The 22,184-nt window shown below is 67.0% G+C and carries 29 protein-coding genes; 19 read left to right on the forward strand and 10 right to left on the reverse strand.

What is annotated here, in order from left to right:
• The first annotated feature begins 152 nt into the window (after positions 1 to 152).
• From purB to OK349_RS08965, 3 genes are all read left to right on the forward strand, one after another.
• Entirely contained in the window at positions 153 to 1,466 is a 1,314-nt protein-coding gene (gene purB / locus OK349_RS08955) for an adenylosuccinate lyase (protein ID WP_265117471.1), read from the forward strand.
• A gap of 65 nt (positions 1,467 to 1,531) precedes the next feature.
• Positions 1,532 to 2,155, forward strand: a complete 624-nt coding sequence (locus OK349_RS08960; protein WP_265117472.1) for a hypothetical protein — start codon at positions 1,532 to 1,534, stop codon at positions 2,153 to 2,155.
• Between the two features lie 10 nt (positions 2,156 to 2,165).
• Entirely contained in the window at positions 2,166 to 2,765 is a 600-nt protein-coding gene (locus OK349_RS08965) for a DUF4126 domain-containing protein (RefSeq protein WP_265117473.1), read from the forward strand.
• On the opposite strand, the gene OK349_RS08970 is transcribed toward OK349_RS08965, so the two are convergent.
• Complete coding sequence (locus tag OK349_RS08970; RefSeq protein WP_265117474.1) at positions 2,762 to 3,484, reverse strand: dienelactone hydrolase family protein; 723 nt, start codon at positions 3,482 to 3,484, stop codon at positions 2,762 to 2,764. The two genes, OK349_RS08965 and OK349_RS08970, sit on opposite strands and share 4 nt — an antisense overlap.
• A gap of 69 nt (positions 3,485 to 3,553) precedes the next feature.
• On the opposite strand from OK349_RS08970, the gene gpmA reads away from it, so the two are divergent.
• Positions 3,554 to 4,240 carry a 2,3-diphosphoglycerate-dependent phosphoglycerate mutase gene (gene gpmA, locus OK349_RS08975; RefSeq protein ID WP_265117475.1) on the forward strand — a complete coding sequence of 229 codons (687 nt, stop codon included), beginning with the start codon at positions 3,554 to 3,556 and terminating at the stop codon, positions 4,238 to 4,240.
• 161 nt (positions 4,241 to 4,401) lie between these two features.
• Here gpmA and OK349_RS08980 read toward each other — a convergent pair whose 3' ends face one another.
• Positions 4,402 to 4,827, reverse strand: coding sequence for an OsmC family protein (locus OK349_RS08980; RefSeq protein ID WP_265117476.1), 426 nt, complete (start codon positions 4,825 to 4,827; stop codon positions 4,402 to 4,404).
• A 145-nt stretch (positions 4,828 to 4,972) separates the two neighbouring features.
• Between OK349_RS08980 and OK349_RS08985 the strand changes: the two genes are divergently transcribed.
• The 3 genes from OK349_RS08985 to OK349_RS08995 all read left to right on the forward strand — a co-directional run bounded on the left by OK349_RS08985 (position 4,973) and on the right by OK349_RS08995 (position 7,813).
• Positions 4,973 to 6,070 (forward strand): sensor histidine kinase, encoded by a 1,098-nt coding sequence (locus tag OK349_RS08985; protein ID WP_265117477.1) that lies wholly within the window; start codon positions 4,973 to 4,975, stop codon positions 6,068 to 6,070.
• Between the two features lie 109 nt (positions 6,071 to 6,179).
• Complete coding sequence (locus OK349_RS08990; protein WP_265117478.1) at positions 6,180 to 6,980, forward strand: LytR/AlgR family response regulator transcription factor; 801 nt, start codon at positions 6,180 to 6,182, stop codon at positions 6,978 to 6,980.
• Between the two features lie 80 nt (positions 6,981 to 7,060).
• Positions 7,061 to 7,813 carry an isocitrate lyase/PEP mutase family protein gene (locus tag OK349_RS08995; protein ID WP_265117479.1) on the forward strand — a complete coding sequence of 251 codons (753 nt, stop codon included), beginning with the start codon at positions 7,061 to 7,063 and terminating at the stop codon, positions 7,811 to 7,813.
• Between the two features lie 133 nt (positions 7,814 to 7,946).
• Here the strand turns inward: OK349_RS08995 and OK349_RS09000 are convergent, their stop codons facing one another.
• Positions 7,947 to 8,219 carry a DUF3297 family protein gene (locus OK349_RS09000; RefSeq protein ID WP_265117480.1) on the reverse strand — a complete coding sequence of 91 codons (273 nt, stop codon included), beginning with the start codon at positions 8,217 to 8,219 and terminating at the stop codon, positions 7,947 to 7,949.
• A 68-nt stretch (positions 8,220 to 8,287) separates the two neighbouring features.
• Complete coding sequence (locus OK349_RS09005) at positions 8,288 to 8,689, reverse strand: hypothetical protein (RefSeq protein ID WP_265117481.1); 402 nt, start codon at positions 8,687 to 8,689, stop codon at positions 8,288 to 8,290.
• Positions 8,690 to 8,942: 253 nt separating this feature from the next.
• On the opposite strand from OK349_RS09005, the gene OK349_RS09010 reads away from it, so the two are divergent.
• The 7 genes from OK349_RS09010 (at position 8,943) to pal (ending at position 13,922) form a co-directional block, all read left to right on the forward strand.
• Positions 8,943 to 9,344, forward strand: coding sequence for an EVE domain-containing protein (locus OK349_RS09010; RefSeq protein ID WP_265117482.1), 402 nt, complete (start codon positions 8,943 to 8,945; stop codon positions 9,342 to 9,344).
• Between the two features lie 52 nt (positions 9,345 to 9,396).
• A complete protein-coding gene (gene ybgC / locus OK349_RS09015; RefSeq protein WP_265117483.1) occupies positions 9,397 to 9,849 on the forward strand; it encodes a tol-pal system-associated acyl-CoA thioesterase in 453 nt (150 codons plus the stop codon).
• A gap of 7 nt (positions 9,850 to 9,856) precedes the next feature.
• Positions 9,857 to 10,558 carry a protein TolQ gene (gene tolQ / locus OK349_RS09020; protein WP_265117484.1) on the forward strand — a complete coding sequence of 234 codons (702 nt, stop codon included), beginning with the start codon at positions 9,857 to 9,859 and terminating at the stop codon, positions 10,556 to 10,558.
• 179 nt (positions 10,559 to 10,737) lie between these two features.
• On the forward strand, positions 10,738 to 11,172 hold the full coding sequence (gene tolR, locus OK349_RS09025; protein ID WP_265117485.1) for a protein TolR: 435 nt from the start codon (positions 10,738 to 10,740) through the stop codon (positions 11,170 to 11,172).
• Positions 11,162 to 11,998, forward strand: coding sequence for a cell envelope biogenesis protein TolA (locus tag OK349_RS09030; protein WP_265117486.1), 837 nt, complete (start codon positions 11,162 to 11,164; stop codon positions 11,996 to 11,998). The genes tolR and OK349_RS09030 overlap by 11 nt, the downstream gene beginning before the upstream one ends.
• Positions 11,995 to 13,359 (forward strand): Tol-Pal system beta propeller repeat protein TolB, encoded by a 1,365-nt coding sequence (tolB, locus tag OK349_RS09035; protein ID WP_265117487.1) that lies wholly within the window; start codon positions 11,995 to 11,997, stop codon positions 13,357 to 13,359. Before OK349_RS09030 ends, tolB begins: the two co-directional genes overlap by 4 nt.
• A gap of 50 nt (positions 13,360 to 13,409) precedes the next feature.
• Entirely contained in the window at positions 13,410 to 13,922 is a 513-nt protein-coding gene (gene pal / locus OK349_RS09040) for a peptidoglycan-associated lipoprotein Pal (protein WP_265117488.1), read from the forward strand.
• Positions 13,923 to 13,976: 54 nt separating this feature from the next.
• Here pal and OK349_RS09045 read toward each other — a convergent pair whose 3' ends face one another.
• Together OK349_RS09045 and OK349_RS09050 are read right to left on the reverse strand one after the other, a co-directional pair.
• On the reverse strand, positions 13,977 to 14,351 hold the full coding sequence (locus OK349_RS09045) for a type II toxin-antitoxin system VapC family toxin (RefSeq protein ID WP_265117489.1): 375 nt from the start codon (positions 14,349 to 14,351) through the stop codon (positions 13,977 to 13,979).
• Entirely contained in the window at positions 14,348 to 14,545 is a 198-nt protein-coding gene (locus tag OK349_RS09050) for a type II toxin-antitoxin system VapB family antitoxin (RefSeq protein WP_265117490.1), read from the reverse strand. The genes OK349_RS09045 and OK349_RS09050 overlap by 4 nt, the downstream gene beginning before the upstream one ends.
• Positions 14,546 to 14,673: 128 nt before the next feature.
• On the opposite strand from OK349_RS09050, the gene OK349_RS09055 reads away from it, so the two are divergent.
• From OK349_RS09055 to OK349_RS09065, 3 genes are read left to right on the forward strand one after another with little or no spacing between them, the layout of a single operon-like run.
• Positions 14,674 to 15,567, forward strand: a complete 894-nt coding sequence (locus tag OK349_RS09055) for an SPFH domain-containing protein (RefSeq protein WP_265117491.1) — start codon at positions 14,674 to 14,676, stop codon at positions 15,565 to 15,567.
• A gap of 13 nt (positions 15,568 to 15,580) precedes the next feature.
• Complete coding sequence (locus OK349_RS09060; RefSeq protein WP_265117492.1) at positions 15,581 to 15,784, forward strand: type II toxin-antitoxin system antitoxin; 204 nt, start codon at positions 15,581 to 15,583, stop codon at positions 15,782 to 15,784.
• Positions 15,785 to 15,821: 37 nt separating this feature from the next.
• A complete protein-coding gene (locus OK349_RS09065; RefSeq protein WP_265117493.1) occupies positions 15,822 to 15,998 on the forward strand; it encodes a hypothetical protein in 177 nt (58 codons plus the stop codon).
• Here OK349_RS09065 and OK349_RS09070 read toward each other — a convergent pair.
• The 4 genes from OK349_RS09070 to OK349_RS09085 all read right to left on the reverse strand — a co-directional run bounded on the left by OK349_RS09070 (position 15,995) and on the right by OK349_RS09085 (position 20,512).
• Complete coding sequence (locus tag OK349_RS09070; protein ID WP_265117494.1) at positions 15,995 to 16,861, reverse strand: S1/P1 nuclease; 867 nt, start codon at positions 16,859 to 16,861, stop codon at positions 15,995 to 15,997. The two genes, OK349_RS09065 and OK349_RS09070, sit on opposite strands and share 4 nt — an antisense overlap.
• Before the next feature lie 198 nt (positions 16,862 to 17,059).
• Complete coding sequence (locus OK349_RS09075; RefSeq protein WP_265117495.1) at positions 17,060 to 18,124, reverse strand: isoaspartyl peptidase/L-asparaginase family protein; 1,065 nt, start codon at positions 18,122 to 18,124, stop codon at positions 17,060 to 17,062.
• Entirely contained in the window at positions 18,121 to 19,284 is a 1,164-nt protein-coding gene (locus OK349_RS09080) for an acyltransferase family protein (protein WP_265117496.1), read from the reverse strand. Before OK349_RS09080 ends, OK349_RS09075 begins: the two co-directional genes overlap by 4 nt.
• Positions 19,285 to 19,315: 31 nt before the next feature.
• Positions 19,316 to 20,512 (reverse strand): acyltransferase family protein, encoded by a 1,197-nt coding sequence (locus tag OK349_RS09085; protein WP_265117497.1) that lies wholly within the window; start codon positions 20,510 to 20,512, stop codon positions 19,316 to 19,318.
• 104 nt (positions 20,513 to 20,616) lie between these two features.
• Here OK349_RS09085 and ispG point away from each other — a divergent pair, with 104 nt between their 5' ends.
• Positions 20,617 to 21,741, forward strand: a complete 1,125-nt coding sequence (gene ispG / locus OK349_RS09090) for a flavodoxin-dependent (E)-4-hydroxy-3-methylbut-2-enyl-diphosphate synthase (RefSeq protein ID WP_265117498.1) — start codon at positions 20,617 to 20,619, stop codon at positions 21,739 to 21,741.
• Positions 21,738 to 21,998, forward strand: coding sequence for a hypothetical protein (locus OK349_RS09095; protein WP_265117499.1), 261 nt, complete (start codon positions 21,738 to 21,740; stop codon positions 21,996 to 21,998). Before ispG ends, OK349_RS09095 begins: the two co-directional genes overlap by 4 nt.
• Positions 21,999 to 22,184 lie beyond the last annotated feature (186 nt).

A 22,184-nucleotide genomic window follows, 5' to 3' on the forward strand; every position in this document is an offset into this window, starting at 1 on the left:
CGCGAATCATCAACTTAACGGGCACGTGGATCATCTCGTCTCGATCCCGTGCCGGATTCACGACGAAGCGAATACGAATATTTGCCCGGGAGCACCGTTTGCCGGGGCGAACCTGCTTTGCTAGGGGCGCGGCGCAGCACGAAAGGCATTCCATGGTCCCCCGCTATTCCCGCCCCGCCATGACCGCGATCTGGTCGCCCGAGACTCGCTTCGGCATCTGGTTCGAGATCGAGGCGCACGCGACCGAGGCGCTGGCGGAGCTGGGCGTGGTGCCGAAGAGCGCCGCCAAGGCACTGTGGGACTGGTGGGCGACCAAGCCCGCCATCGACGTCGCCGCGATCGACGCGATCGAGGCGGTGACCAAGCACGACGTGATCGCCTTCCTCACCTGGGTGGCCGAGAATGTCGGCGACGAGGCGCGCTTCATGCACCAAGGCATGACCAGCTCGGACGTGCTCGACACCTGCCTTGCGGTGCAGCTCGCGCGCGCGGCGGACATATTGCTCGACGACATCGACCAGCTGCTCGAAGTGCTCAAGCGCCGCGCGTTCGAGCACAAGCTCACCCCGACGATCGGCCGCAGCCACGGCATCCATGCCGAGCCGGTGACCTTCGGTCTCAAGATGGCGGAAGCGTACGCCGAGTTCGCGCGCAACAAGGCGCGGCTGCAGGCTGCCCGCGCCGACATCGCGACCTGCGCGATCTCGGGCGCGGTCGGTACCTTCGCCAATATCGACCCGCGCGTCGAAGCGCATGTCGCCGAGAAGCTCGGCCTCGCGGTCGAGCCGGTCTCGACCCAGGTGATCCCGCGCGACCGCCATGCGATGTTCTTCGCGACGCTCGGCGTGATCGCCAGCTCGATCGAGCGGCTGGCGGTCGAGATCCGCCACCTCCAGCGCACCGAGGTGCTCGAGGCCGAGGAATATTTCTCGCCGGGCCAGAAGGGCTCGTCGGCGATGCCGCACAAGCGCAACCCGGTGCTCACCGAGAACTTGACCGGCCTCGCCCGCATGGTGCGCAGCGCCACGATCCCGGCGATGGAGAATGTCGCGCTGTGGCACGAGCGCGACATCTCGCACTCCTCGGTTGAGCGTTACATCGGCCCGGACGCGACGATCACGCTCGACTTCGCGCTCGCGCGCCTGACCGGCGTGGTCGACAAGCTGCTGGTCTATCCGGCGCGGATGCAGAAGAATCTCGACCGGATGGGCGGCCTCGTCCATTCGCAGCGCGTGCTGCTCGCGCTGACCCAGGCCGGCGTGAGCCGCGAGGACAGCTACCGCCTGGTCCAGCGCAACGCGATGAAGGTGTGGGAAAGCGACGGCGAGCTGTCGCTGCTCGAGCTGCTCAAGGCCGATCCCGAGGTGACCGCGGCGCTTTCGCCGGCCGAGATCGAGGAGAAGTTCGACCTCGACTATCACTTCCGCCAGGTCGACACGATCTTCGACCGCGTGTTCGGGGCCTGAATCGACAAAGATTGACGCGGGCCCCACTTGCTGTGACAGTTTCGTAACACGGCAGGAGTGGGCAGATGGCCAAGAACAAGAAGAACAAGGCAGCGAAGCCGAAGGACGCGAAGGCGAAGGATCCGGCAGCGAAGTTCGCCAAGGAAATCGGCAAGCAGGCCGACAAGTTCGTCGAGATGGCCCGGCACCCGTTCATTGCCGACATCGTCTCCGCCGGACTCGCGGCGCTCGCCGTGAATGTCGGCAAGGCGGCCAGCAAGTCGAGCGAGGCCAAACCCGCCGGCAAGACGGGCGATATCGGCGAGAGCGCCAAGATGCTCGCCACCGCGCTGGCGGCCAAGGCGGCCGAACGCGTGTCGAGCCGGCTGTTCGAGGCCGCGCCCGCCCCGGCCGCGGCGCCCGCGGCCGCGCCCGCTACGGCCAAGCCCGCCGCCAGGAAACCGGCGGCGAAGAAGGCTCCGGCGAAGAAGCCGGCGGCCAAGGCCGCGACAGCGGCGAAGCCGCGCACCGCCGCCAAGCCCAAGGCTGCGCCGGCCAAGGCACCGGCAGCGAAGCCAGCTGCCGCCAAACCCGCGGCGACCAGGACCGCCGCCAAGCCGGCGGCTGCCAAGCCCAAGGCGCCGGCCGGCCGCAAGCCCGCGGCGAAACCCGCCGCCCGAAAGCCGGCAGCGCGCAAGCCGGCCTCCTGATCGTGCGCTGATGAGCGCGGTCGAGATCATCGGCCTCGCCGCCAGCGTGAGCCTGCTCGCGGGCTGGCGGCTCTATCTCTGCGTCTTCGCGGTCGGGCTCGCCATGTATACCGGCTGGGTCGACCTGCCCGACAAGCTGCACATGCTCGACGTCCTCGCCAATCCCTGGGTGATCGCCATCGCCGGGTTCGGCGCGGTCGCCGAGTTCTTCGCCGACAAGGTGATGTGGCTCGATTCGGCGTGGGACGCGGTGCACACGCTCGTCCGCCCGCTCGGCGGCGCGCTGCTCGCGCTCGCCATCGTCGATCCGTCCGATCCGGCCTGGCAGGTCGCGGCGCTGCTGCTCGGCGGGGGCGCGTCGTTGCTCACCCATGGCGCCAAGGCGAGCACGCGCGCGGTGGTGAACACCAGTCCCGAGCCGGTGAGCAACGCCGTGGTCTCGACCGGCGAGGACATCGTCACCGGCGGGCTGCTGTTCCTCGCACTCGCCAATCCGGTCGCGGCGGTGGTGATCGCGGTGCTGATCCTCGCCGCGACGATCGCCGCGCTGGTGCTGTTGCGGCGGCTGTTGCGGAAATTGCTCCCGCCGAAGCCGGCCAAGCCCGCCTAGGCGAACAGCTCGGCCAGAAAATCCCGCATCGCCTGCCAGCTGCGCCGGTCGGCGTTCGCGTCATAGCCGAAGCCCGGTCGCGCCGATCCCTTCATGCTCGCATCGGTGAAGCCGTGTCCGGCATGGCCGTAGCCGTGGAGCTGCCAGTCCGCGCCCGCCTCGGTCAGCTCGGCGGCGAGCGCGGTCACCGCTTCGGGCGGGACGAGCGGATCGTTCCAGCCGTGGCAGATCAGCAATTTCGCCGCGATCGGCCTCGGATAATCATAGCCCGGCGGGTCGAAGATGCCGTGGAACGCGACCACGCCGAGCACCCCGCCCGCACGCGCCAGATCGATCACCGACTTGCCCCCGAAGCAATAACCGATCGCCGCGGTCCGCGCCGCGTCCACTTGCGGCAGCGCCTGCATCGCCGCGACGCTCGCGTGCAGCCGGTCGCGCAGCAGCGCGCGGTCGGCGTTGAGCTGGTTCATGTACATCGCCGGGTCGGGCGATTCGCGCGTGGTGCGCTTGCCCTGGCCATAAGTGTCGGCGACGAAGCCCACATAGCCGAGCGCCGCCAGCCGTTCGGCGACGACATTGTCCTGCTCCTTCTGGCCGAGCACGTTGGGGACGATCATCACGCCGGGCCTGGGCGAACTCCAACCGGTATCAAATGCCGCCACGCCCTCGAACGGGCCGCCCGGCCCATCATACACGATGGCTTGCCTTTCGATCGCCATGGCCATCCTCCGTTGCCCTGCCGTACGCATCCGCTAAGGACGCGGGCAAATTCCCGCAAGGAGAAGCCCATGCCCACGCTCGTCCTGATCCGCCACGGCCAGTCCGCCTGGAATTTGGAGAACCGCTTCACCGGCTGGTGGGACGTCGACCTGACCGAGCAGGGCGTGAGCGAGGCTTGGGCGGCGGGCGAGCTGATGAAGGAGAAAGGCCTCGACTTCGACCTCACCTTCACCAGCTTCCAGAGCCGCGCGATCAAGACATTGAACCTTGCGCTGGAAGCGATGGGACGCCTGTGGCTGCCGACCGAGAAGTCGTGGAAGCTCAACGAGCGCCACTATGGCGGCCTCACCGGACTCAACAAGGCCGAGACCGCCGCGCTGCACGGCGACGATCAGGTCAAGCTGTGGCGCCGCAGCTTCGACATCCCGCCGCCGCTGCCCGAGGAAGGCTCGCCCTGGGACCTCGCGCAGGACGTGCGCTACAAGGGCATCCCGATCCCGCAGACCGAGAGCCTCAAGGACACGATCGCGCGCGTCCTGCCCTATTGGGACGAGCGCATCGCGCCCGAACTCAAGGCGGGCAAGCGCGTGCTGATCGCGGCGCACGGCAACTCGCTGCGCGCGCTGGTCAAGCATCTCTCGGGCATCTCGGACGCCGACATCACCGGGCTCGAGATCCCGACCGGCCAGCCGATCGTCTACGAGCTCGCCGACGATCTGACGCCGGCCGACCGATATTATCTCAGCGAGCGCTAATTCCTCCCCGGCACGGGGAGGTGGCATCGCGAAGCGATGACGGAGGGGCCGCCGTCGCAGACGGCGGAGGCCTTACCGCAAGCACCGCCGTCTACGCGGCGGCCCCTCCACCACCCGCTTCGCGGGCGGTCCCCCTCCCCGGTGGGGGAGGAATGGCGACCTCACACCAGCGTGTGCGTCAGCGTGATCTCGGCATTGAGCACCTTCGAGACCGGGCAGGTGGCCTCAGCCTCCTTCGCCAGCTTCTCGAACTCGGCCGGATCGATGCCGGGGACCGAGGCGGTGAGCGTCAGGTCGGAGCGAGTGATGGCGAAGCCGCCGTCCTTCTGCTCGAGCTTGATCGCGGCCTTGGTCTCGAGCGTGCCTTCCGAATAGCCGGCGCGGGCCAGCGCGAAGCTCAGCGCCATGGTGAAGCAACCGGCATGGGCGGCGGCGATCAGCTCCTCGGGATTGGTGCCCGGCTCTTCCTCGAAGCGGGTGTTGAAGGCGTAATATTGGTCGGTCAGCACGCCCGACTGGGTGGTGATCGCGCCCTTCCCTTCCTTGCCGAAGCCGGAATAGCGGGCGGTGGCGGTGCGCGTGGTCATGGGCAGGGTCTCCTTCGCTTGGGGATCGGGCGGCATGTGGGAAGCGCCGGGCAGGATGTGAACGGGTGTGCAACGATGTCATCGGCGTCCGCGTTCCCACATTCTTCCCACGACCCATCCCGCCATGTAGAGCAGCCGACGGAGCATGAAGAACCCCGAAGTCCTTTCCCGCCCTTTCTTCGAGCAGAAGAGCCGCGCCTTCTGGATGCTGCAGGGCGCGGGCTGGGGCGGCTATCTGATGCTGCGCGCGGTCTCCAACTTCTCCAACCGCACCTTCAGCTTCGAGGACATCATCCGCGTCACGATCGAATCGATCGTCGGCTATTGCCTGACGCTGCTGCTCTCGGCGCTCTACGGCTATTTCCGCCGCCTGCCGCGCATCACCGGCATCCTCGCGACGATCGCCACGCTCGCCGCGGCGACGCTGATCTACGCCGTGCTCAACGCCTTCACCGTCTCGGTGATGCGCGGCGAGCCGGGGATCGAGATCCCGCTGGTGCTGGGCAGCCTGTTCTTGAACTTCATCGTCATCGCCGGCTGGTCGGCGCTCTATTTCGGGATCAACTTCTACCTGATCGTCGAGGACCAGATCGACCAGATGCAAGCGCTGGAGAGCCAGGCCTCGTCGGCGCAGCTCGCGATGCTGCGCTACCAGCTCAACCCGCATTTCCTGTTCAACACGCTCAACTCGATCTCGACCCTGGTGCTGCTCAAGCAGACCGATCGCGCCAACGCGATGCTCGCGCGGCTCTCCAACTTCCTGCGCTACACGCTCGCCAACGAACCCACCGCGCACGTCACGCTGGCGCAGGAGGTGGAGACGCTGAAGCTTTATCTCGAGATCGAGAAGATGCGCTTCGACGCGCGGCTGAAGCCGGTATTCGACATCGATCCGCGCACGGTGAAGGCGCGCCTGCCCTCGCTGCTGCTCCAGCCCTTGGTCGAGAATGCGATCAAATATGCCGTGACGCCGCAGGAAGAGGGCGCCGAAATCGCCGTCGTCGCTCGGCTCACCGGCGATCGGGTGCAGATCACCGTATCGGACACCGGGCCGGGATTGATCGAGGGCAAGAACCGGCCAAGCCTTTCAACCGGGGTCGGGCTTACCAATATAAGGGAACGTCTGGCGCAGGCTTTCGGGCCGGATCATCGTTTCGACACGCGCTCGGAGCCCGGACGGGGCTTTCGCGTGGAGATCGAAATTCCGTTCCAGGTCGAGGAGCAGGCCAAGGAAGCAGCTTGATCGGAACCACGCCGTAACGAGCTCGTTTGGGAAAATGAAAGGCAGGGGATAGTGTTGGCAACGCGCCGGGGGCATCGGCGCGGCGCCGGATGTGAGAGTAAGAGGAATCATGACGATCCGCACCATCCTGGTCGATGACGAACCTTTGGCCATCCAGGGCCTCGAGCTGCGGCTCCAGGCGCATGACGACGTCGAGATCATCGACAAATGCCAGAACGGCCGCGAGGCGATCCGCGCGATCAAGACCCACAAGCCCGACCTCGTCTTCCTCGACATCCAGATGCCCGGCTTCGACGGCTTCTCGGTCGTCCAGGGTCTGATGGAGGTGGAGCCGCCGCTGTTCGTGTTCGTCACCGCCTATTCGGACCATGCGATTCGCGCGTTCGAGGCCAATGCGATGGATTACCTCATGAAGCCGGTCGACGAGGCGCGGCTCGCCGACACGCTCGAACGGGTGCGCCAGCGGCTGACCGAGAAGCGCGGCGTCGAAGAGGTCGAAAAGCTCAAGGAGGTGCTCGCCGAGGTCGCCCCGGAGACCGCCGAGGAGTTCGCCGCCGACAGCGGCGAGGTGTCGTCCAGCCGCTACGAGAAGCTCATCAACATCAAGGATCGCGGCCAGATCTTCCGCGTCGATGTCGACACGATCGAGGTGGTCGAGGCCGCCGGCGATTACATGTGCATCAAGACCGCGGACAACACATTGGTGCTGCGCGAGACGATGAAGGACCTCGAGAAGCGCCTCGATCCGCGCCGTTTCCAGCGCGTCCACCGCTCGACCATCGTCAATCTCGACCAAGTCAAGCAGGTCAAGCCGCACACCAATGGCGAATGCTTCCTGATCCTCGATTCGGGATCGCAGGTGAAGGTCAGCCGCTCCTATCGCGACGTGGTGGCGCGCTTCGTCCACTGATCGCCGGGCTTCGGCGCAACTTTCGGGTTGTTCCTCTTTCGTTCCGGCAGTAGAAGCGCCGCAAAGAGGAGGAACCCCCGATGACCGAGAAGTTCGATCGCTTCGTTGCGCTGCATGCCCCGCGCGCTCCGCTGGTGCTGTTCAACATCTGGGATGCCGGCTCGGCGAAAGCGGTCGCCGCCGCGGGCGCGCAGGCGATCGCCACGGGCAGCGCCTCGGTCGCGATGGCCAACGGCTTCGCCGACGGCGAGGCGGTGCCGCTCGACCTGGTGCTCGACATCGCCGCGCGGATCGTCGCGGCGGTCGATGTGCCGGTGACGATCGACTTCGAGGGCGGCTATGCCGTCGAGCCCGAAGCAGCGGCGGCCAATGTCGCGCGGCTCGCGGCAACCGGCGCGGTCGGCTGCAATTTCGAGGATCAGGTGGTCGGCGGCGAGGGGATCCATCCCTGCGCCTTCCAGGCCGAGCGCATCGCCGCGATCCGCGCCGCGACGGGCCCGGCCTTCTTCATCAACGCGCGCACCGACATCTTCCTGCAGGCCAAGCCCGACACGCATGACGAAGCCAAGGCCGATGCCGCGATCGAACGCGCGCATGCCTATGCCAAGGCGGGCGCGAGCGGCCTGTTCGTCCCCGGCCTCGCCAATCTCGAGCTGCTCGCGCGGGTGTGCTGGGAGTCGCCGGTGCCCGTGAACTTCATGGCCTTCCCCGGCGCGCCCGATGCCGCCGCGGTGGCGCAAGCCGGCATCGCCCGGATCAGCCACGGCCCCTTCCCCTATCGCGCCGCGATGCAGGCGCTGGAAAGTGCCGCGCGGGAGGTACTGGGCGGATAGAAGCGCAGACCTACTTCACCGTCACCCCGGCCTTGTGCCGGGTCCACCGGGAGGCAGGCGAAGCGCCGGAGCCGGGAAGGCATGGCGTGGGGAGCCGTGGATCCCGGCACGAGGCCGGGATGACGGGATAGGACTAGGCCTCTTCCGAGGCCTCGCCCTCACCCGCCGCTTCGGTCTCGAACCACGCCTCGACCGGGCCGTTGAGCTTGATCGTCAGCGGATCGCCCTTGCGGTCGGTCTTCTTGCCGAGCTGCACGCGGATCCAGCCTTCGGACATGCAATATTCCTCGACGTCGCGGCGCTGGACGCCCTTGAAGCGGATGCCGATGCCGCGCTGGAGCAGCTCGGCATTGAAGTGCGGGCTCTTCGGATTGACCGAGAGGCGGTCGGGAGGGGTGTCGCTCATTGGAACGCCCCTAACCAAAAGCGGCGCGGGAATAAACCCGCGCCGCCCTGTTGCTGCTGTGCTTGGGATCAGCAGTAACGAACGCGGACCCGGCGCCCCAGATAGGGGTCGTAGACGCGGCGGATCGTGCAGCCGCGCCAGCCGCGGCGCTCATAGTGGCGGTAGTAATAGCCGTCGCGCGGATAATAGCCGCGCTCGCGATAATACGGCCGGTCATAGTCGTAATAATAGCGGTCGTAATTGTAGTAGCGCCGGTCGTAGCGGTCGTAATAGCGATCGCGATAACGGTCGCGGCTCGACGAGGCGAGCGCCGCGCCGATCGCGATGCCCGCGATCCCGGCGACGATCGCCGTGCCCGTGTTGTCGCGGTGACGATGGCGGTAATAGCGCTGCGCGTCCGCCGGAGCGGCCGCAGTGAGCGCGGTGGCGCCGAGCGTCAGTCCGAGCACCGCCTTGGTGATGGTCTTCATGACTTCCTCCTCGTGCATCTGCACTGTCGACGCCGGTAACGCATGAGCGGGCGCCTGGGTGCAATCTGCGTGAGTCGACCTGAATTGCCGCGGAATCGCATGTTCACTTGCGGTTTAGAGTTGTTTGGCGTTTGAAGGCGGCACCAGCCCGCTCCCCCACCCGGCCACCCAACGCCAGTATCCTATGGGTGGCCGGGTGGGGGAGCGGGCTGGTGCCGGTCGGCGAAGCCGACACAGACAAAGGAACCTCCACATGAATCTGTGGCTGATGAAGTCGGAGCCCGAAACCTTCGGCTGGGACGATCTGGTCCGCGACGGCAAGACCGAGTGGGACGGGGTGCGCAACTATACCGCCGCGCTCAACCTCAAGGCGATGAAGGTCGGCGACCGCGCCTTCTTCTACCACAGCGTGCAGGGGCTCGAGATCGTCGGGATCATGGAGGTGAGCCGCGAGGCCAAGCCAGACGGCGACGGCAAACACTGGGTCTCGGTCGAGGTGAAGCCGGTCGAGCCGCTCGCCAAGCCGGTCACGCTCAAGGCGGTCAAGGCCGAGCCCAGGCTCGCCGAGATGGACCTCGTCAAATTCTCGCGCCTCTCGGTGGGCAAGGTCACACCCGACGAGTGGAAGCAAGTCATCGACATGTCGAAGGCGTAACGGTCCGCTTAACCTTTATCTCCCGACTCGCGTCGGCTAGGTGCAAACGTCCATGCCCGCCGACGACCCTGTGATCGCCGGCCGCTTCGACGGCCTCGAGCATCGTTTCCCGGTCCGTGTCTATTTCGAGGACACGGACCTGTCGGGCGTGGTCTATCACGCCAATTATCTGCGCTTCATGGAGCGCGCGCGCTCGGACATGCTGCGCCTCGCCGGGATCGACCAGCGCGCCGCGCACGAGGCGGGCGAAGGCGCCTATGCCGTCACGCGCATGCAACTTCGCTTTGCTGGACCCGCCCGGCTCGATGACGCGTTGACCGTCGTCAGCCGGCTGGTCCGCGTGCGTGCGGCGTCAGTCGATATTCAGCAACGAGTCATGCGGCACGACGAATTGCTCGTTCAGGCAGAGGTCGAGGCCGCGTTCGTGGCGCCAAACGGGCGTCCCAGGCGGCAGCCGGCCCATTGGGTGGACGCGTTCGTGCCGCTTGTATCGAAGGGGAATTGAGCGACACATGGAATTGTTCGTGAATACCGACGCCGCGGCCATGTCGCCGCTTGGCCTGTTCCTCCAGGCCGACTGGGTGGTGAAGGCGGTGATGATCGGCCTGCTGCTCGCCAGCATCTGGACCTGGGGGATCATCTTCTCCTTGCGCGGCCGCATCGCCAAGGCGCGCAAGTCGACCGACGCGTTCGAACGCGACTATCGCAAGTCCGACGATATCGACGTCTTCTACCGCATGCACGGCGACAGCGACCATCCGGTCGCGCGCGTGTTCGCCGCCGGGGTCACCGAATGGCGCCGCTCGACCGGCGGGCGCGCGCTCGACAAGGACGGCACGCGCGAGCGGCTCGCCACCACGATGGGCGCTGCGGTCGCGTATGAGATCGACAAGCTCTCGGACCGGCTCAACATCCTCGCCACGGTCGGCGCGGTCGCGCCGTTCGTCGGGCTGTTCGGCACGGTGTGGGGCATCATGCGCAGCTTCACCGCGATCGCCAGCGAGCAGAACACCTCGCTCGCCGTCGTCGCGCCAGGCATTGCCGAAGCACTATTTGCCACTGCGATCGGCCTGTTCGCAGCCATCCCCGCGGTGATCGCCTACAACCGCTTCAGCCATGGCATCAACAAGGTCGAGGCGCATCTGAACCGCTTCGCGGACGGCTTCCACGCCACATTGAGCCGCCAGCTCGACGGCGGGGGAGCGGGGTTGTGATTGGCGCGTCCACATTCCTCCCCCATCGGGGGAGGTGGCATCGCGCAGCGATGACGGAGGGGCCGCCCCGCAGAGGGCGGAATTTTGCCGAGCTGTTGCCGGCCGTCTGCGCGGCCGCCTCTCCACCACCGCCTTCGGCGGCGGTCCCCCTCCCCAAGACAAGCTGGGGGAGGATCTAGATGGCCGTTAACCTCCCCTCCAGCCGCGGCAAGGGCCGGCGCGCGCCGATGGCGGACATCAACGTCACGCCGCTGGTCGACGTGATGCTGGTGCTGCTGATCATCTTCATGGTCACCGCGCCGCTGCTCACCGCAGGCGTCCAGGTGAACTTGCCCGAGAGCCGCGCCAAGCCGCTCGACCAGGACGCGAAGCCGGTCCAGATCACGATCGACCAGCAGGGCGCGATCTTTCTCGACAACAGCGAAGTGACCGAGGAGGGCCTGCCGCCGCTGCTCGAGGAGATCGCCACGCAGCGCGGCGAGGACAAGCCGCAGGTCTATCTCCGCGCAGACCTCCGCCTCGAATATGGCAAGGTGATGCGCGTGATGGGCGAATTGAACCGTGTCGGCCTCAACAAGGTGTCGCTGGTGACCACGCCGGTGGATGGCGGCTGACATGGCGCTGGTGCTCGATCGTCGCGAGGGAACGGGGATCGGCCTGGCGCTGCTCGGCCATGTGATCCTGTTCGGCTTGCTGACGGTCGGCTTCCTCGCCACGCCGAACCCCGAGAAGCTCCAGCCGACCCCGATCGAGATCTCGTTGACCGACGAGGCGGGCCTCGTCAGCGAGGCGCCCGAGATCAACCGCGAGGCCCCTGCCGAACGCCTCGCCGAGACCCAGGCCCCGCCCGAGCCGCTCACCCCGCCCCCGGTCGAGCGCCCCGAGCCCGAGCCGGTCGTGCGTCCGGACCCCACGCCGCCCAAGGCCGAGCCGCGCCCCTCGCCGCGCAAACCCGAGCCGCAAAAGGTCGAGCCCAAAAAGGCCAGCGCTGCCCCGCCCAAGGCGCAGCCCAAGCAGACCACGCGCGAGGTGCGCCCCACCGGCCGCCTTTCGGGCATCGTCGACGGCCTCACCGACCAGCCGAGCAAGGGCAAGGCCAAGACTCCGCAGGCGAGCCAGATCGGTGCCGCGGTCAAGGCGAGCCTCGCCGCCGAGGTGATCCGCCAGCTTCGCCCGCACTGGCGTTCGCCGACCGGCGCCGATGTCGAGCTGCTGCGCACCACGGTCGAGATCCGCCTCAACCGCGACGGCTCGCTCGCCGCGCCGCCGCGGGTGATCGCGCAGACCGGGGTCAACGCCAGCAACCGCGCGCAGGCCGACCTGCACAAGGAACGCGCGCTCAACGCGGCGCGCCTCGCCGCCCCCTTCAACCTTCCGGAAGAATATTACGACGCCTGGAAGCTCCTCAGACCCAATTTCGACAGGAACCTCAGCCGATGAAGCCCGCACTTTCGCTCGTCGCCCTCCTGATCGCCACGCCGGTGGTCGCGCAGGAAGTGACTCCGCCCGCAATCCCCGCCCCCGCCCAGCAGGAGGAAGGCCTCAGCGTCGACGTCACCGACACCGCCTCGGCCGACCTTACCATCCTCATCCCCGCCATGCCGACGACTCAGGCGGTGCAGACCCCGGCGGGCAACACCGAGGCGCTCGGCCGCCAGATCGCCGAGGTGATCGCCGCCGATTTGCGCAACTCGGGCCTGTTCAAGCCGATCGGCCCCAACGGCGTGCGTACCCCCGCGGTGGGCCAGGTCCGCGCGCCCGACTTCGCCTATTGGCGCGGCGCCACCGCGCAGGCGCTGGTCCAGGGCTATGTCCAGGCCGGCGGCGGGGGGCGGCTCACCGTCGGCTGCTATCTCTACGACGTCGCGCTCGGCACCGAGCTCACCCGCCAGGGGTTCGACGTGGGCCCGTCCGACTGGCGCCGCGCTGCGCACAAATGCGCCGACGCGATCTACACCCGCCTGTCGGGCGAAGGCCCCTATTTCGATAGCCGCGTGGTCTATGTCAGCGAGACCGGGCCCAAGAATCGCCGCATCAAGCGGCTCGCGATCATGGACCAGGACGGCGCCAACCACCGCTTCCTGACCAACGGCCAGTCGATCGTGCTGACCCCGCGCCTGTCCCCCGACGAACGCCGCATTGCCTATATGAGCTACCAGGGCGACAAGCCCGCGCTCTATGTCTACGACCTCGCCTCGGGCCGGCAGCGGCTGCTCGTCACCAATGTCAGCCTCGCCTTCGCGCCGCGCTTCTCCCCCGACGGCCGCTGGATCCTGTTCACCATGTCGACCGCGGGCAACGCCGATGTCTATCGCATCTCGTCCACCGGCGGCTCGCCGCAGCAGCTGACCAGCGGCCCCGGCATCGACACCGGCGGCAGCTACTCGCCCGACGGCCGCCGCATCGTATTCGAGAGCGACCGCTCGGGCACGCAGCAGCTCTATGTGATGAACGCCGACGGCTCGAACCAGCAGCGCATCAGCTTCGGCGGCGGGCGCTATGCGACGCCCGTATGGAGCCCGCGCGGTGACCTCATCGCCTTCACCCGCATGGGCGGCGGCGGCTTCCGCATCGGGGTGATGACCCCTTCGGGCGGCGGCGAGAAATTGCTGACCAACGCCTGGGGCGACGAGGGTCCGAGCTTCTCGCCCAATGGCCGCGTGCTGATGTTCTATCGCGGGGCGCAGGGCCGCTCGGGCAAGGCCGATGTCTGGTCGGTGGACCTCACCGGCACCAATGCGCGGCGGATTCCAACGCCGCTCGATGGATCCGATCCGGCCTGGGGACCGTTACGCCCCTGAACACGATCGCTCCGCTCACGAAATCCGTAAATGCCTAGGGAGAACCACCAGTGGCAAAGCTTAGAACCGCCCTCATCATCGGCACCATGGCGATCGCGGTCGCCGGCTGCTCGAAGAAGCGTCCCGAGACGCTGCCCCCCAACCCCGGCGCGGTCGATCCCGGCCCGGGCCCCGGCACCGACACCGGCGGCGCGGTCCAGCCCGGCAGCCCCGAGCATTTCAAGCAGAACGTGTCGAGCGACACGATCCACTTCGCGCTCGACCAGTATGACATCGACGCGCAGGCGCGCACGATCCTCGACAGCCAGGCGCAGTGGCTGACTCAGTTCCCCAACACGCGGATCACGCTCGAAGGTCACGCCGACGAGCGCGGCACGCGTGAATACAATCTCGCGCTCGGCGACCGCCGCGCCAATGCCGCGAAGAACTATCTCGCGGCGCGCGGCGTCTCGGCGACCCGCATCACCACGATCAGCTATGGCAAGGAGCGCCCGCTCGCGCTCGGCTCGGATGAGCAGAGCTGGGCCCAGAACCGCCGCGCGGTGACGATCGTCATCAACTGATCTGGCCTATCGTGAAAAGCGAAGGGGCGCGGTCCGCAAGGGCGGCGCCCCTTTTCAATGGACCGTGGTTGGTAACGCAACGCCCAAGTTCAGCGCAGCCCCATGCAGCCGCCTGTCCCGCGTCCATAAACGTAATCCGGGCGTAAGCCGCACCGCTGCCAGCAAGTGCGCATCAACATAGCCAATACCCAGATTGTAGAGTGGCTGTCGCTCGATCAGGATTTGAACCTCTTCGTCTCGCGCTCGCGTCGTGGCCGGCAGTCTGCGCAAAGCCCTCAATATGTCTTCGCGGCGGCGAAGGCTGCCCAGGGCGATCTCGCCGATAACGAATGGATGGGTGAAGATCAGGCCGGACTGAAGCCGCTCGGCCATGAGCGGATCACCATGCCGCAAATGATCGATCCAGATCGTGGTATCGGCCAGGATCATCCCAATTTCGCACGGCGACGGGGAGGAGCGCCAATGTCTGGCTCACTGCCGCCCAACAAGGCCAGGCGGCGCGCGCTCTCCCGCTCGATCAGCGCCTTCAATGCTTCGCGAAGCAGCTGCGACTTTTCCTTCAGGCCCGTAAACTCCTGTGCCTCCGCCAGTTGTTCGTCATCCAGCACGACCGTGGTCCGCATATCACTTCTCCTTGATGCGAGAAATAGCATCAAATGATGCCCGTATCAATGCATCCCCAATATCCGATTCCGCTTGTCTTTCATAAGATTCGATATAAATTTGATATCATGATTTACGGGAGGCATTGATGACCGATTCGAACCCCCGCGCGCTCCGCAGCAGCGCCGAGCGCCCCGCTTCCACCGCCAGTGGCTATGCCATGCTGCTCGTCCTTCTGCTCGCGATCCTGGGCTTCGCGTTCAGCGCGCCGCTTTCGGACGATATGATCTGGGCCGTCCTCGGCATGGCGGCGAGCGGGCTCGTCTTCCTCTTCGTGCTGCTCGGCTTCTACCTGCTCCAGCCCAACCAGGCTGCGGCGATCCTGCTGTTCGGCGAATACAAGGGCACCGATCGCAACACCGGGCTGCGCTGGGCATGGCCGTGGCTGATCAAGAAGAAGATCTCGGTCCGCATCCACAACATCACCTCGGAGCGGCTCAAGGTGAACGACCTGCGCGGCAACCCGATCGAGATCGCGTCGAACGTGGTGTGGCGCGTCGCCGACACCGCGCAGGCGCTGTTCGACGTCGACGACTATCGCGAGTTCGTCCACATCCAGATCGAGAGCGCGGTGCGCGCGATCGGCTCGCGCTACCCCTATGACGACTTCACGCATGAGGAGATCACGCTGCGCGGCAATGCCGAGCATGTCAGCGACGAGCTGCGCGCCGAGCTGCAGGAGCGAGTCGAGATGGCCGGCGTGCATATCGACGAATGCCGCCTCACCCACCTCGCCTATGCGCAGGAGATCGCCCAGGCGATGCTCCGCCGCCAGCAGGCCGAGGCCGTGGTCGCGGCGCGCAAGACCCTGGTCGAGGGTGCGGTCGGCATGGTCGAGATGGCGCTCGAGCAGCTGTCCCAGAAGAATGTCGTCGAGCTCGATGACGAGCGCCGCGCGGCGATGGTCTCGAACTTGATGGTCGTGCTCTGCTCGGAGCGCGACACCCAGCCGGTGGTGAACACGGGTAGTCTGTATCAATAACGGGAGAGGGCCTGTGTCCGCCCCACCCAAGAAAGCGTTCCCGCTCCGCCTCGACCCTGCGCTCTACGCCGCGATCGAGCGGAGCGCGGCGACTGATCTGCGCAGCGTCAACGCGCAGGTCGAATGCCTGCTGCGCGAGGCGCTGGCCAGGCGCGGCGTCAAGCTCGCGGATCCGGTGCGCGCCAAGCGCGGCCGGCCGCCAAAGGAGGAAGGTTGAGATGCGGTCGAACCCATGTCCCAAATGCCAGGGGTCGATGATCGAAGGCTTCGTGCTCACCGAACGTCACGACATGCCGGTCCTCCCCGGCTGGTCGCCCGGTGTGCCGCGCAAGGGCTGGTTCGGCGTCAAGCAAGGCAAGGACAAGCCGATCGAGATCACCACCTGGCGCTGCCAGCGCTGCGGGTTCCTCGAAAATTATGCGCGGACCTAGGGCGTAGCCGGCGGTGGCGGGCCGAACGCCTCGTCGAGCAGCCGGGCGAGGCGCAGGCCGCCGCGGGTGATCTGCTGGCGCATCACCGGTACCAGCCTTTCCACCGTCGCGTCGTCCATCTTGCCGCGCGGCGGCATGTCGTCGCGGCACGGGTCGCCGCCATAAGCCGCGGCATAGGCCTCTTTCGCGACCTCCCAATTCTCGCGGCTCCAGTCCTCGACCGTCCCCGCGCCCTGCGCCACGCGCTCCTCCGCCGGATAGGCGACGACCAGCGGCGGCGGGGTCGAGATCGCGCGCTCGGCCAGCCACCCGTCGAGGATCGTGTGCAGGTTCAGCCGCTCGGGGCCATAGATGCCATAGTCCGACCGCGCCCGGTTGCCGCCCAGGTCGCCCTTGTCGCCGGCATGCAGCGGCTGGTGCAGGTCGCCGACGAAATGGACGAGGAAGGCGAGCGCCATCACCTTCTCGCGCACCGGCACCTTGGGATCCTGCAGCAGCTTCACGTCGCGCTCGATCTGCGCCGAGACGCAATTGCCGTCGGGGCAATTGCCCTTGAGCGTGAACGGCTTGCAGATGCTCACATTCTGATAGTGCCAGTTATAGGCATAGCTGAACCGTTGCCCGAGCGGCTTGATGCAGTCCGCCCAGATGCTCGCCTGCTCGATCGTCTTCGCGGGACAGGTCGGGGTCTCGAGCAGCGCCTGGCGCGCGAGCAGCCGGTCGATCTCGCGCCGCGTCTCGGGCTTCGCATTCCTGTAGGCGATCGCGGCGATCGTCTCATGGCTATATTCCCAATAGGCGAAGGCGGGTGAGGCGATGAGCGTCGCGGCGAGCGCGACGGCGGCGAGGATGCGGCGAATCATGCGAAGCGCCATAGCCGGTCGATGCACCAAAATCGCTTGCAATATTGGCGAATGTTCTATATATGTTCTGAAATGAGCTTCCTATTTTCCCTGCTCAGCCAGTCCGGCACGCGAGTGTCTGGACGGAGGGCAGATCGGGGGAGACGTAGTGTGAGTTTTGACAGCTTCCAGCGCGAATCACCCGGTGCGAACCGCCGATCAGCCCTCGTCGTTGTAGATCGCGACGACCTTCTCGCCGTCCGCCGAAACCTTGCCGCGGTACATGCCCGGCGTGTTGAAGCTCCAGCCGCCCGCTCCGTCGGGCGTCACGAAGATCACGCCGCCGCTGCCACCGAGTTCCTTCACCTCGTCCATCACCACTGTCGCGATATCGGTGGCCGTCTCGGCATCCAGTTCAGGACGCCTCCAGCACTGCGCGAATTCTTCCTTCGCCTGGTCCGGGCATTCGACATGCTCCGCCCGCCGCGCCAATCGCATCGAAGTGCAAATCTCGTGCGCCACGCCGACGCGGATGAAATACTCTCCCGCCCCGGTCGCCGAGACGGCGCAGGCACGGTCGTCGGCGTAGGTGCCCGCGCCAATCACCGGCGAATCGCCGATCCGGCCCCAGCGCTTGCCGGTGATCCCGCCGGTCGAGGTCGCGGCGGCGACATGGCCCGCTTTGTCCATCGCCACCGCGCCGACCGTGCCGAACTTGCGGTCGACGTCGAACCAGCTGGTCTTCTTCGCCTTGAGCGTCTCGAGCTGGCGACGGCGTTCCTCGGTCGCGAAGTACGACGGGTCGACCTGCTCCAGCCCCTTCTCCGCGCTGAACTGGTCGGCGCCCTTACCCGCCAGCATCACATGCGGGCTGTCCTCCATCACCTTGCGGGCAAGGCTGATCGGGTTCCTGGTCCGCGTCACACCCGCGACCGCGCCCGCCTTGCGCGTCGTCCCCTCCATGATCGAGGCGTCGAGCTCGTTGGTGCCCTCATAGGTGAACACCGCACCGCGGCCGGCGTTGAAATTGGGATCGTCCTCCAGCACCTTCACCGCCGCCTCGACCGCGTCGAGCGCGCTGCCGCCTTTGGCCAGCACCTGCGACCCGGCCTCAAGCGACGCGTCCAGCGCCTTGCGCACCGCCGCCTCGCGCTCGGGCGTCATCTTGTCGCGTTCCATCACGCCAGCCCCGCCATGGATCACCAGCGTCCATTCGGGCTTGGTCTGCGCCGTGGCGGAAAGCGACATCAGCAGGGCTCCGGCGATGAGGAACGAGCGGTTCATGCGGCCTCCGGCGTAGGTTCGGGCGCGGGACGCGGGCGGTCGCGCCGCTCCATCCTGAGCCCGATCAGCGGCCGCAGCAACGGGATCTCACGGCCATAGCGATAGAAGATCCAGCAGCCGAGCGCAGTGGCGAGCACGAGGATCGCGAACTCCGCGAACCCGGGCAGGTCGAGCTTGAGCAGCCAGTACATCGCGACGACGATGATCGTCTGGTGGATGAGGTAGAAGGGGAACACCGCCTCGGTCAGCATCGGCCGCAGCCGGTGGTCGCGGTTGAGGAAGACCTCGGCGATGCCGATCAGCGCCGCGATCGTCATCCAGCACTGGATGTAGCGCGCCGCGAGCATGATCCGCCCGACCGCCCAGGGCGGATCGGCGGTATAGGCGATGTCGATCGCGACCGACACGATGTAGCCGGCAAGGCCGAGCACCGCCGCTGGCTTCCACAGCCGCGCGATCCAGCCCATCACCGGCTCCGACCCCGCCAGCGCGAAGCCGAACAGAAAGGCCGGGAAATAAGCGAGATGCGCGACGCCGTCGTTGACCACGTCATGGCTGTCGCTCCAGCGCTGGAAGATCACCACCTGGGTCAGCAGCAGATAGGCGGCGGGCAGCCACAGCACGCGGGTGCCGGCGAAGATGCGGTCGAACAGTCGCTGGATCCAGCTCCCGCCCGGCAGCAGCACGATCAGCGCCAGCGCGAGCGTGTAGAGCCAGAGATAGCCGACGAACCACAGATGGTTCCAGGTCGGCACGATGATCCCGTCGAGCGTGCCGAAATACCAGTAATGGTGCGCCCAGAAGGTCCAGTAGTTGAACCAATAGCCGTGCTGGGTCACCAGCTCGACCCAAGTCTGCGGCGGCACGATCACCGCGACGCCGAACAGCAGCGGCACGATCAGCCGCCAGGTGCGGTTGGCCGCGAACTTGCCCGCGTTGCGCGACTTCAACCACAGCGCGCGGCTGGCATAGCCCGAGACGAGGAACAGCAGGGTCAGCCGCCAGGGACTGGTGAACAGCATCGGCACCGTCACCCAGTCGGCGGGCGCCGCGGTCTTCACATGATAGCCCCAGGGCACGAAGACCATGCCGACATGATAGAGGATCAGCAGGCCGAACGCCCCGATCCGCAGCCAGTCCATGCCGTAATGCCGTTCCACCGCCGCCCCTTAGCCGGGTCGGCGCCCAATGTCAGGCCGGTTGCGGCGAAATCTCCGGTGCTGCGCGTGGCGAACGCGGGCCGAGCCCGATCAGCGGCCGCAGCCAGCCGATCTCGCGCCCGATCAGGTAGAAGGCCGCACAGGCCGCGCCGGTGCCCGCGAGCAGCGTCGCGAACTCGACCCAGGGATTGAGCTTGAGCGGGAGCGAATACCAGGTGATCACGACGATCGCCGGCTGGTGGATCAGGTAGAAGGGGAACACCGCCTCCGCGATCGACTTGCGCCAGCGATGGTCGCGGTTCCAGTAGCGGTCGGCGAGCACGAACAGCGCGATCGTCATCGTCCACGCCATCGCCACCTGCGCCGCGCGCTCGCCTGCCATCACCCAGCGCGGCGGGATCGTCTCGCCGGGAAAGACCAGCTCGACCACCACGACGACCGCGCCGGAAAGCGCGGCGATCACCAGCGCCGCCTTCCACTTCCGCTGGAGCGGCGCCCAGAGCTGCGGCGTACCGGCGAGCACGAAGCCGAACAGGAACATCGGCAGATATTGCGCATGCCCCGCCCAGTCGCTGAGCAGCCCATGGTCCTCGGGCACGACGAACAGCAGCCCGAGCTTCGCGACCGCCAGCCCGGCGATCGGGAACCACAGGATACGCCACCCCTTGGATAGCCATTCCACCAGCCACGCCGCGCCCGCCTCGATCCGCGCGCGGCCGATCGCCAGCGCCGCGGCGAGGAGCGCGGTGTAGGTCCACAGATAGGCGACGAACCACAGATGCTCCCAGCTCGGGAACTCGCGCCCCCAGAACTCGCCCGAGCGCCAATAGTCGGACAGCCAGAAATGGAGATATCCGTGCGGATAGCCCTTCTCCATCACCCGCACCCACATCTCCACCGGCACCAGGAACCCCATGCCGAAGGCGAGCGGCACCAGCAGCCGGATGTTGCGCAGATGCAGGAACCTGCCCGCGCTCCCCGCCTTCTGGAACAGGTGCCAAGAGGCATAGCCCGACACCGCGAACAGCAAAGCGAGCCGCCACGGCGTGAGCAGCGACATCGGCGCGATCAGCTCGGGATAACTGTGGTTGGTCTTGATCACCCAGGTCCAGGGCGCGAACACCATGCCGATATGATAGAGGATCAGCAGCGCGAACGCCGCGATGCGCAGCCAGTCGAGGCCATAGTGGCGGTTGGTACGCACGGGTTGATCACCTACATCGGTCACGGCACGGCCTATAGCCCCGGGAATTAACCAATTGGTTATCGGCCGCCCGCCTTTCTCGGGCGCGGCGGATCGGGTATAGGGCCGGCGAACCCAGAGGAATCCCAATGTCCGTGCGTCCCTGGCGCGATATCGCGCGCCGCCAAAGCCGCCAGATCATGGTCGGCAACGTGCCCGTCGGCGGCGATGCGCCGGTCACCGTCCAGACGATGACCAACACCCCGACCGATGACGCGAAGGCGACGATCGACCAGATTCGCCGCTGCGAGGAGGCGGGGGTCGACATCATCCGCGTCTCCTGCCCCGATGTCGCGAGCACCGCGGCATTGAAGCAGATCGTCCGCGCCGCCCGCGTGCCCGTGGTCGCCGACATCCATTTCCACTACAAGCGCGCGCTAGAAGCCGCCGACGCCGGCGCTGCGTGCCTGCGCATCAACCCGGGCAACATCGGTTCGGCCGAGCGCGTCAACGAGGTGGTCAACGCCGCCAAGGCCAATGGCTGCGCGATCCGCATCGGGGTCAATGCCGGTTCCCTCGAGAAGGATCTGCTCGAGAAATATGGCGAGCCCTGCCCCGAGGCGCTGGTCGAGAGCGCGCTCGACCATATCAAGCTGCTGCAGGACCGCGACTTCCACGAATTCAAGGTCGCGGTGAAGGCGAGCGACGTGTTCCTCGCCACCGCCGCCTATCAGCAGCTCGCCGAGGCGGTGGATTGCCCGCTACACCTCGGCATCACCGAGGCGGGCGGGTTCGTCGGCGGGACGGTGAAGAGCGCGATCGGCATCGGATCGCTGCTGTGGTTCGGGATCGGCGACACGATCCGCGTGTCGCTCTCGGCCGAGCCCGAGGAGGAGGTCCGCGTCGGCTTCGAGATCCTGAAAGCGCTCGGCATCCGCAACCGGGGGGTGCGGGTGGTGAGCTGCCCGAGCTGCGCGCGCCAGGGCTTCGATGTGATCCGCACCGTCCAGACGCTGGAGGAGCGGCTGCAGCACATCCGCACGCCGATGAGCCTGTCGGTGCTCGGCTGCGTGGTCAACGGGCCGGGCGAAGCGCGCGAGACCGATATCGGCCTGACCGGCGGCGGCAACGGCAAGCACATGGTCTATCTCTCGGGCGTCACCGACCACACGGTGTCGAGCGAGGACATGCTCGACCATATCGTCCGGCTGGTCGAGGCCAAGGCGGCGGAGATCGAGGCGGCGAATGAGGCCGCGGCGGTGGCAGCGGAATGACGCGCAAGCCGGCGGCGGCGGTGGTCGTTGCGCCGTCCGAGGCGCGCGGCGCCGTCGCCACCGGCAGTTCCGCGATCGGTGCGTCGGCGCTGGGCGCGGTCGCAGTGGGCGCTCTGGCAATGGGTGCGCTGGCGATCGGCGCGCTTGCCGTAGGGCGCCTCTGGATTGGCCGAGCGCATATCCGCAAGCTGCGCATCGACGAGCTTGAGGTAGGGCGCATCGTCCGGCTGGACGAGGGCGGGAACGACCGGACCTGACCCGCTCCCGGCGACCAGCGGAAAGTCCCAAAAGTCACACTCCTACGCGCGTGCGCGATGGTGCGACCAGATTGACGAAGTTGACGTGTTCGGCGGGGTTCCGCGCGGCGTGTCAGGCTGGGATCGACGTGTCAAAGAGCGGCCGGGCACTGGCCCTGCCAGCCGAGCGAAGCACGCGAAATCCTA

Source organism: Sphingomonas sp. BT-65 (assembly GCF_026107375.2).
Classification (GTDB): Bacteria; Pseudomonadota; Alphaproteobacteria; order Sphingomonadales; family Sphingomonadaceae; genus Sphingomonas.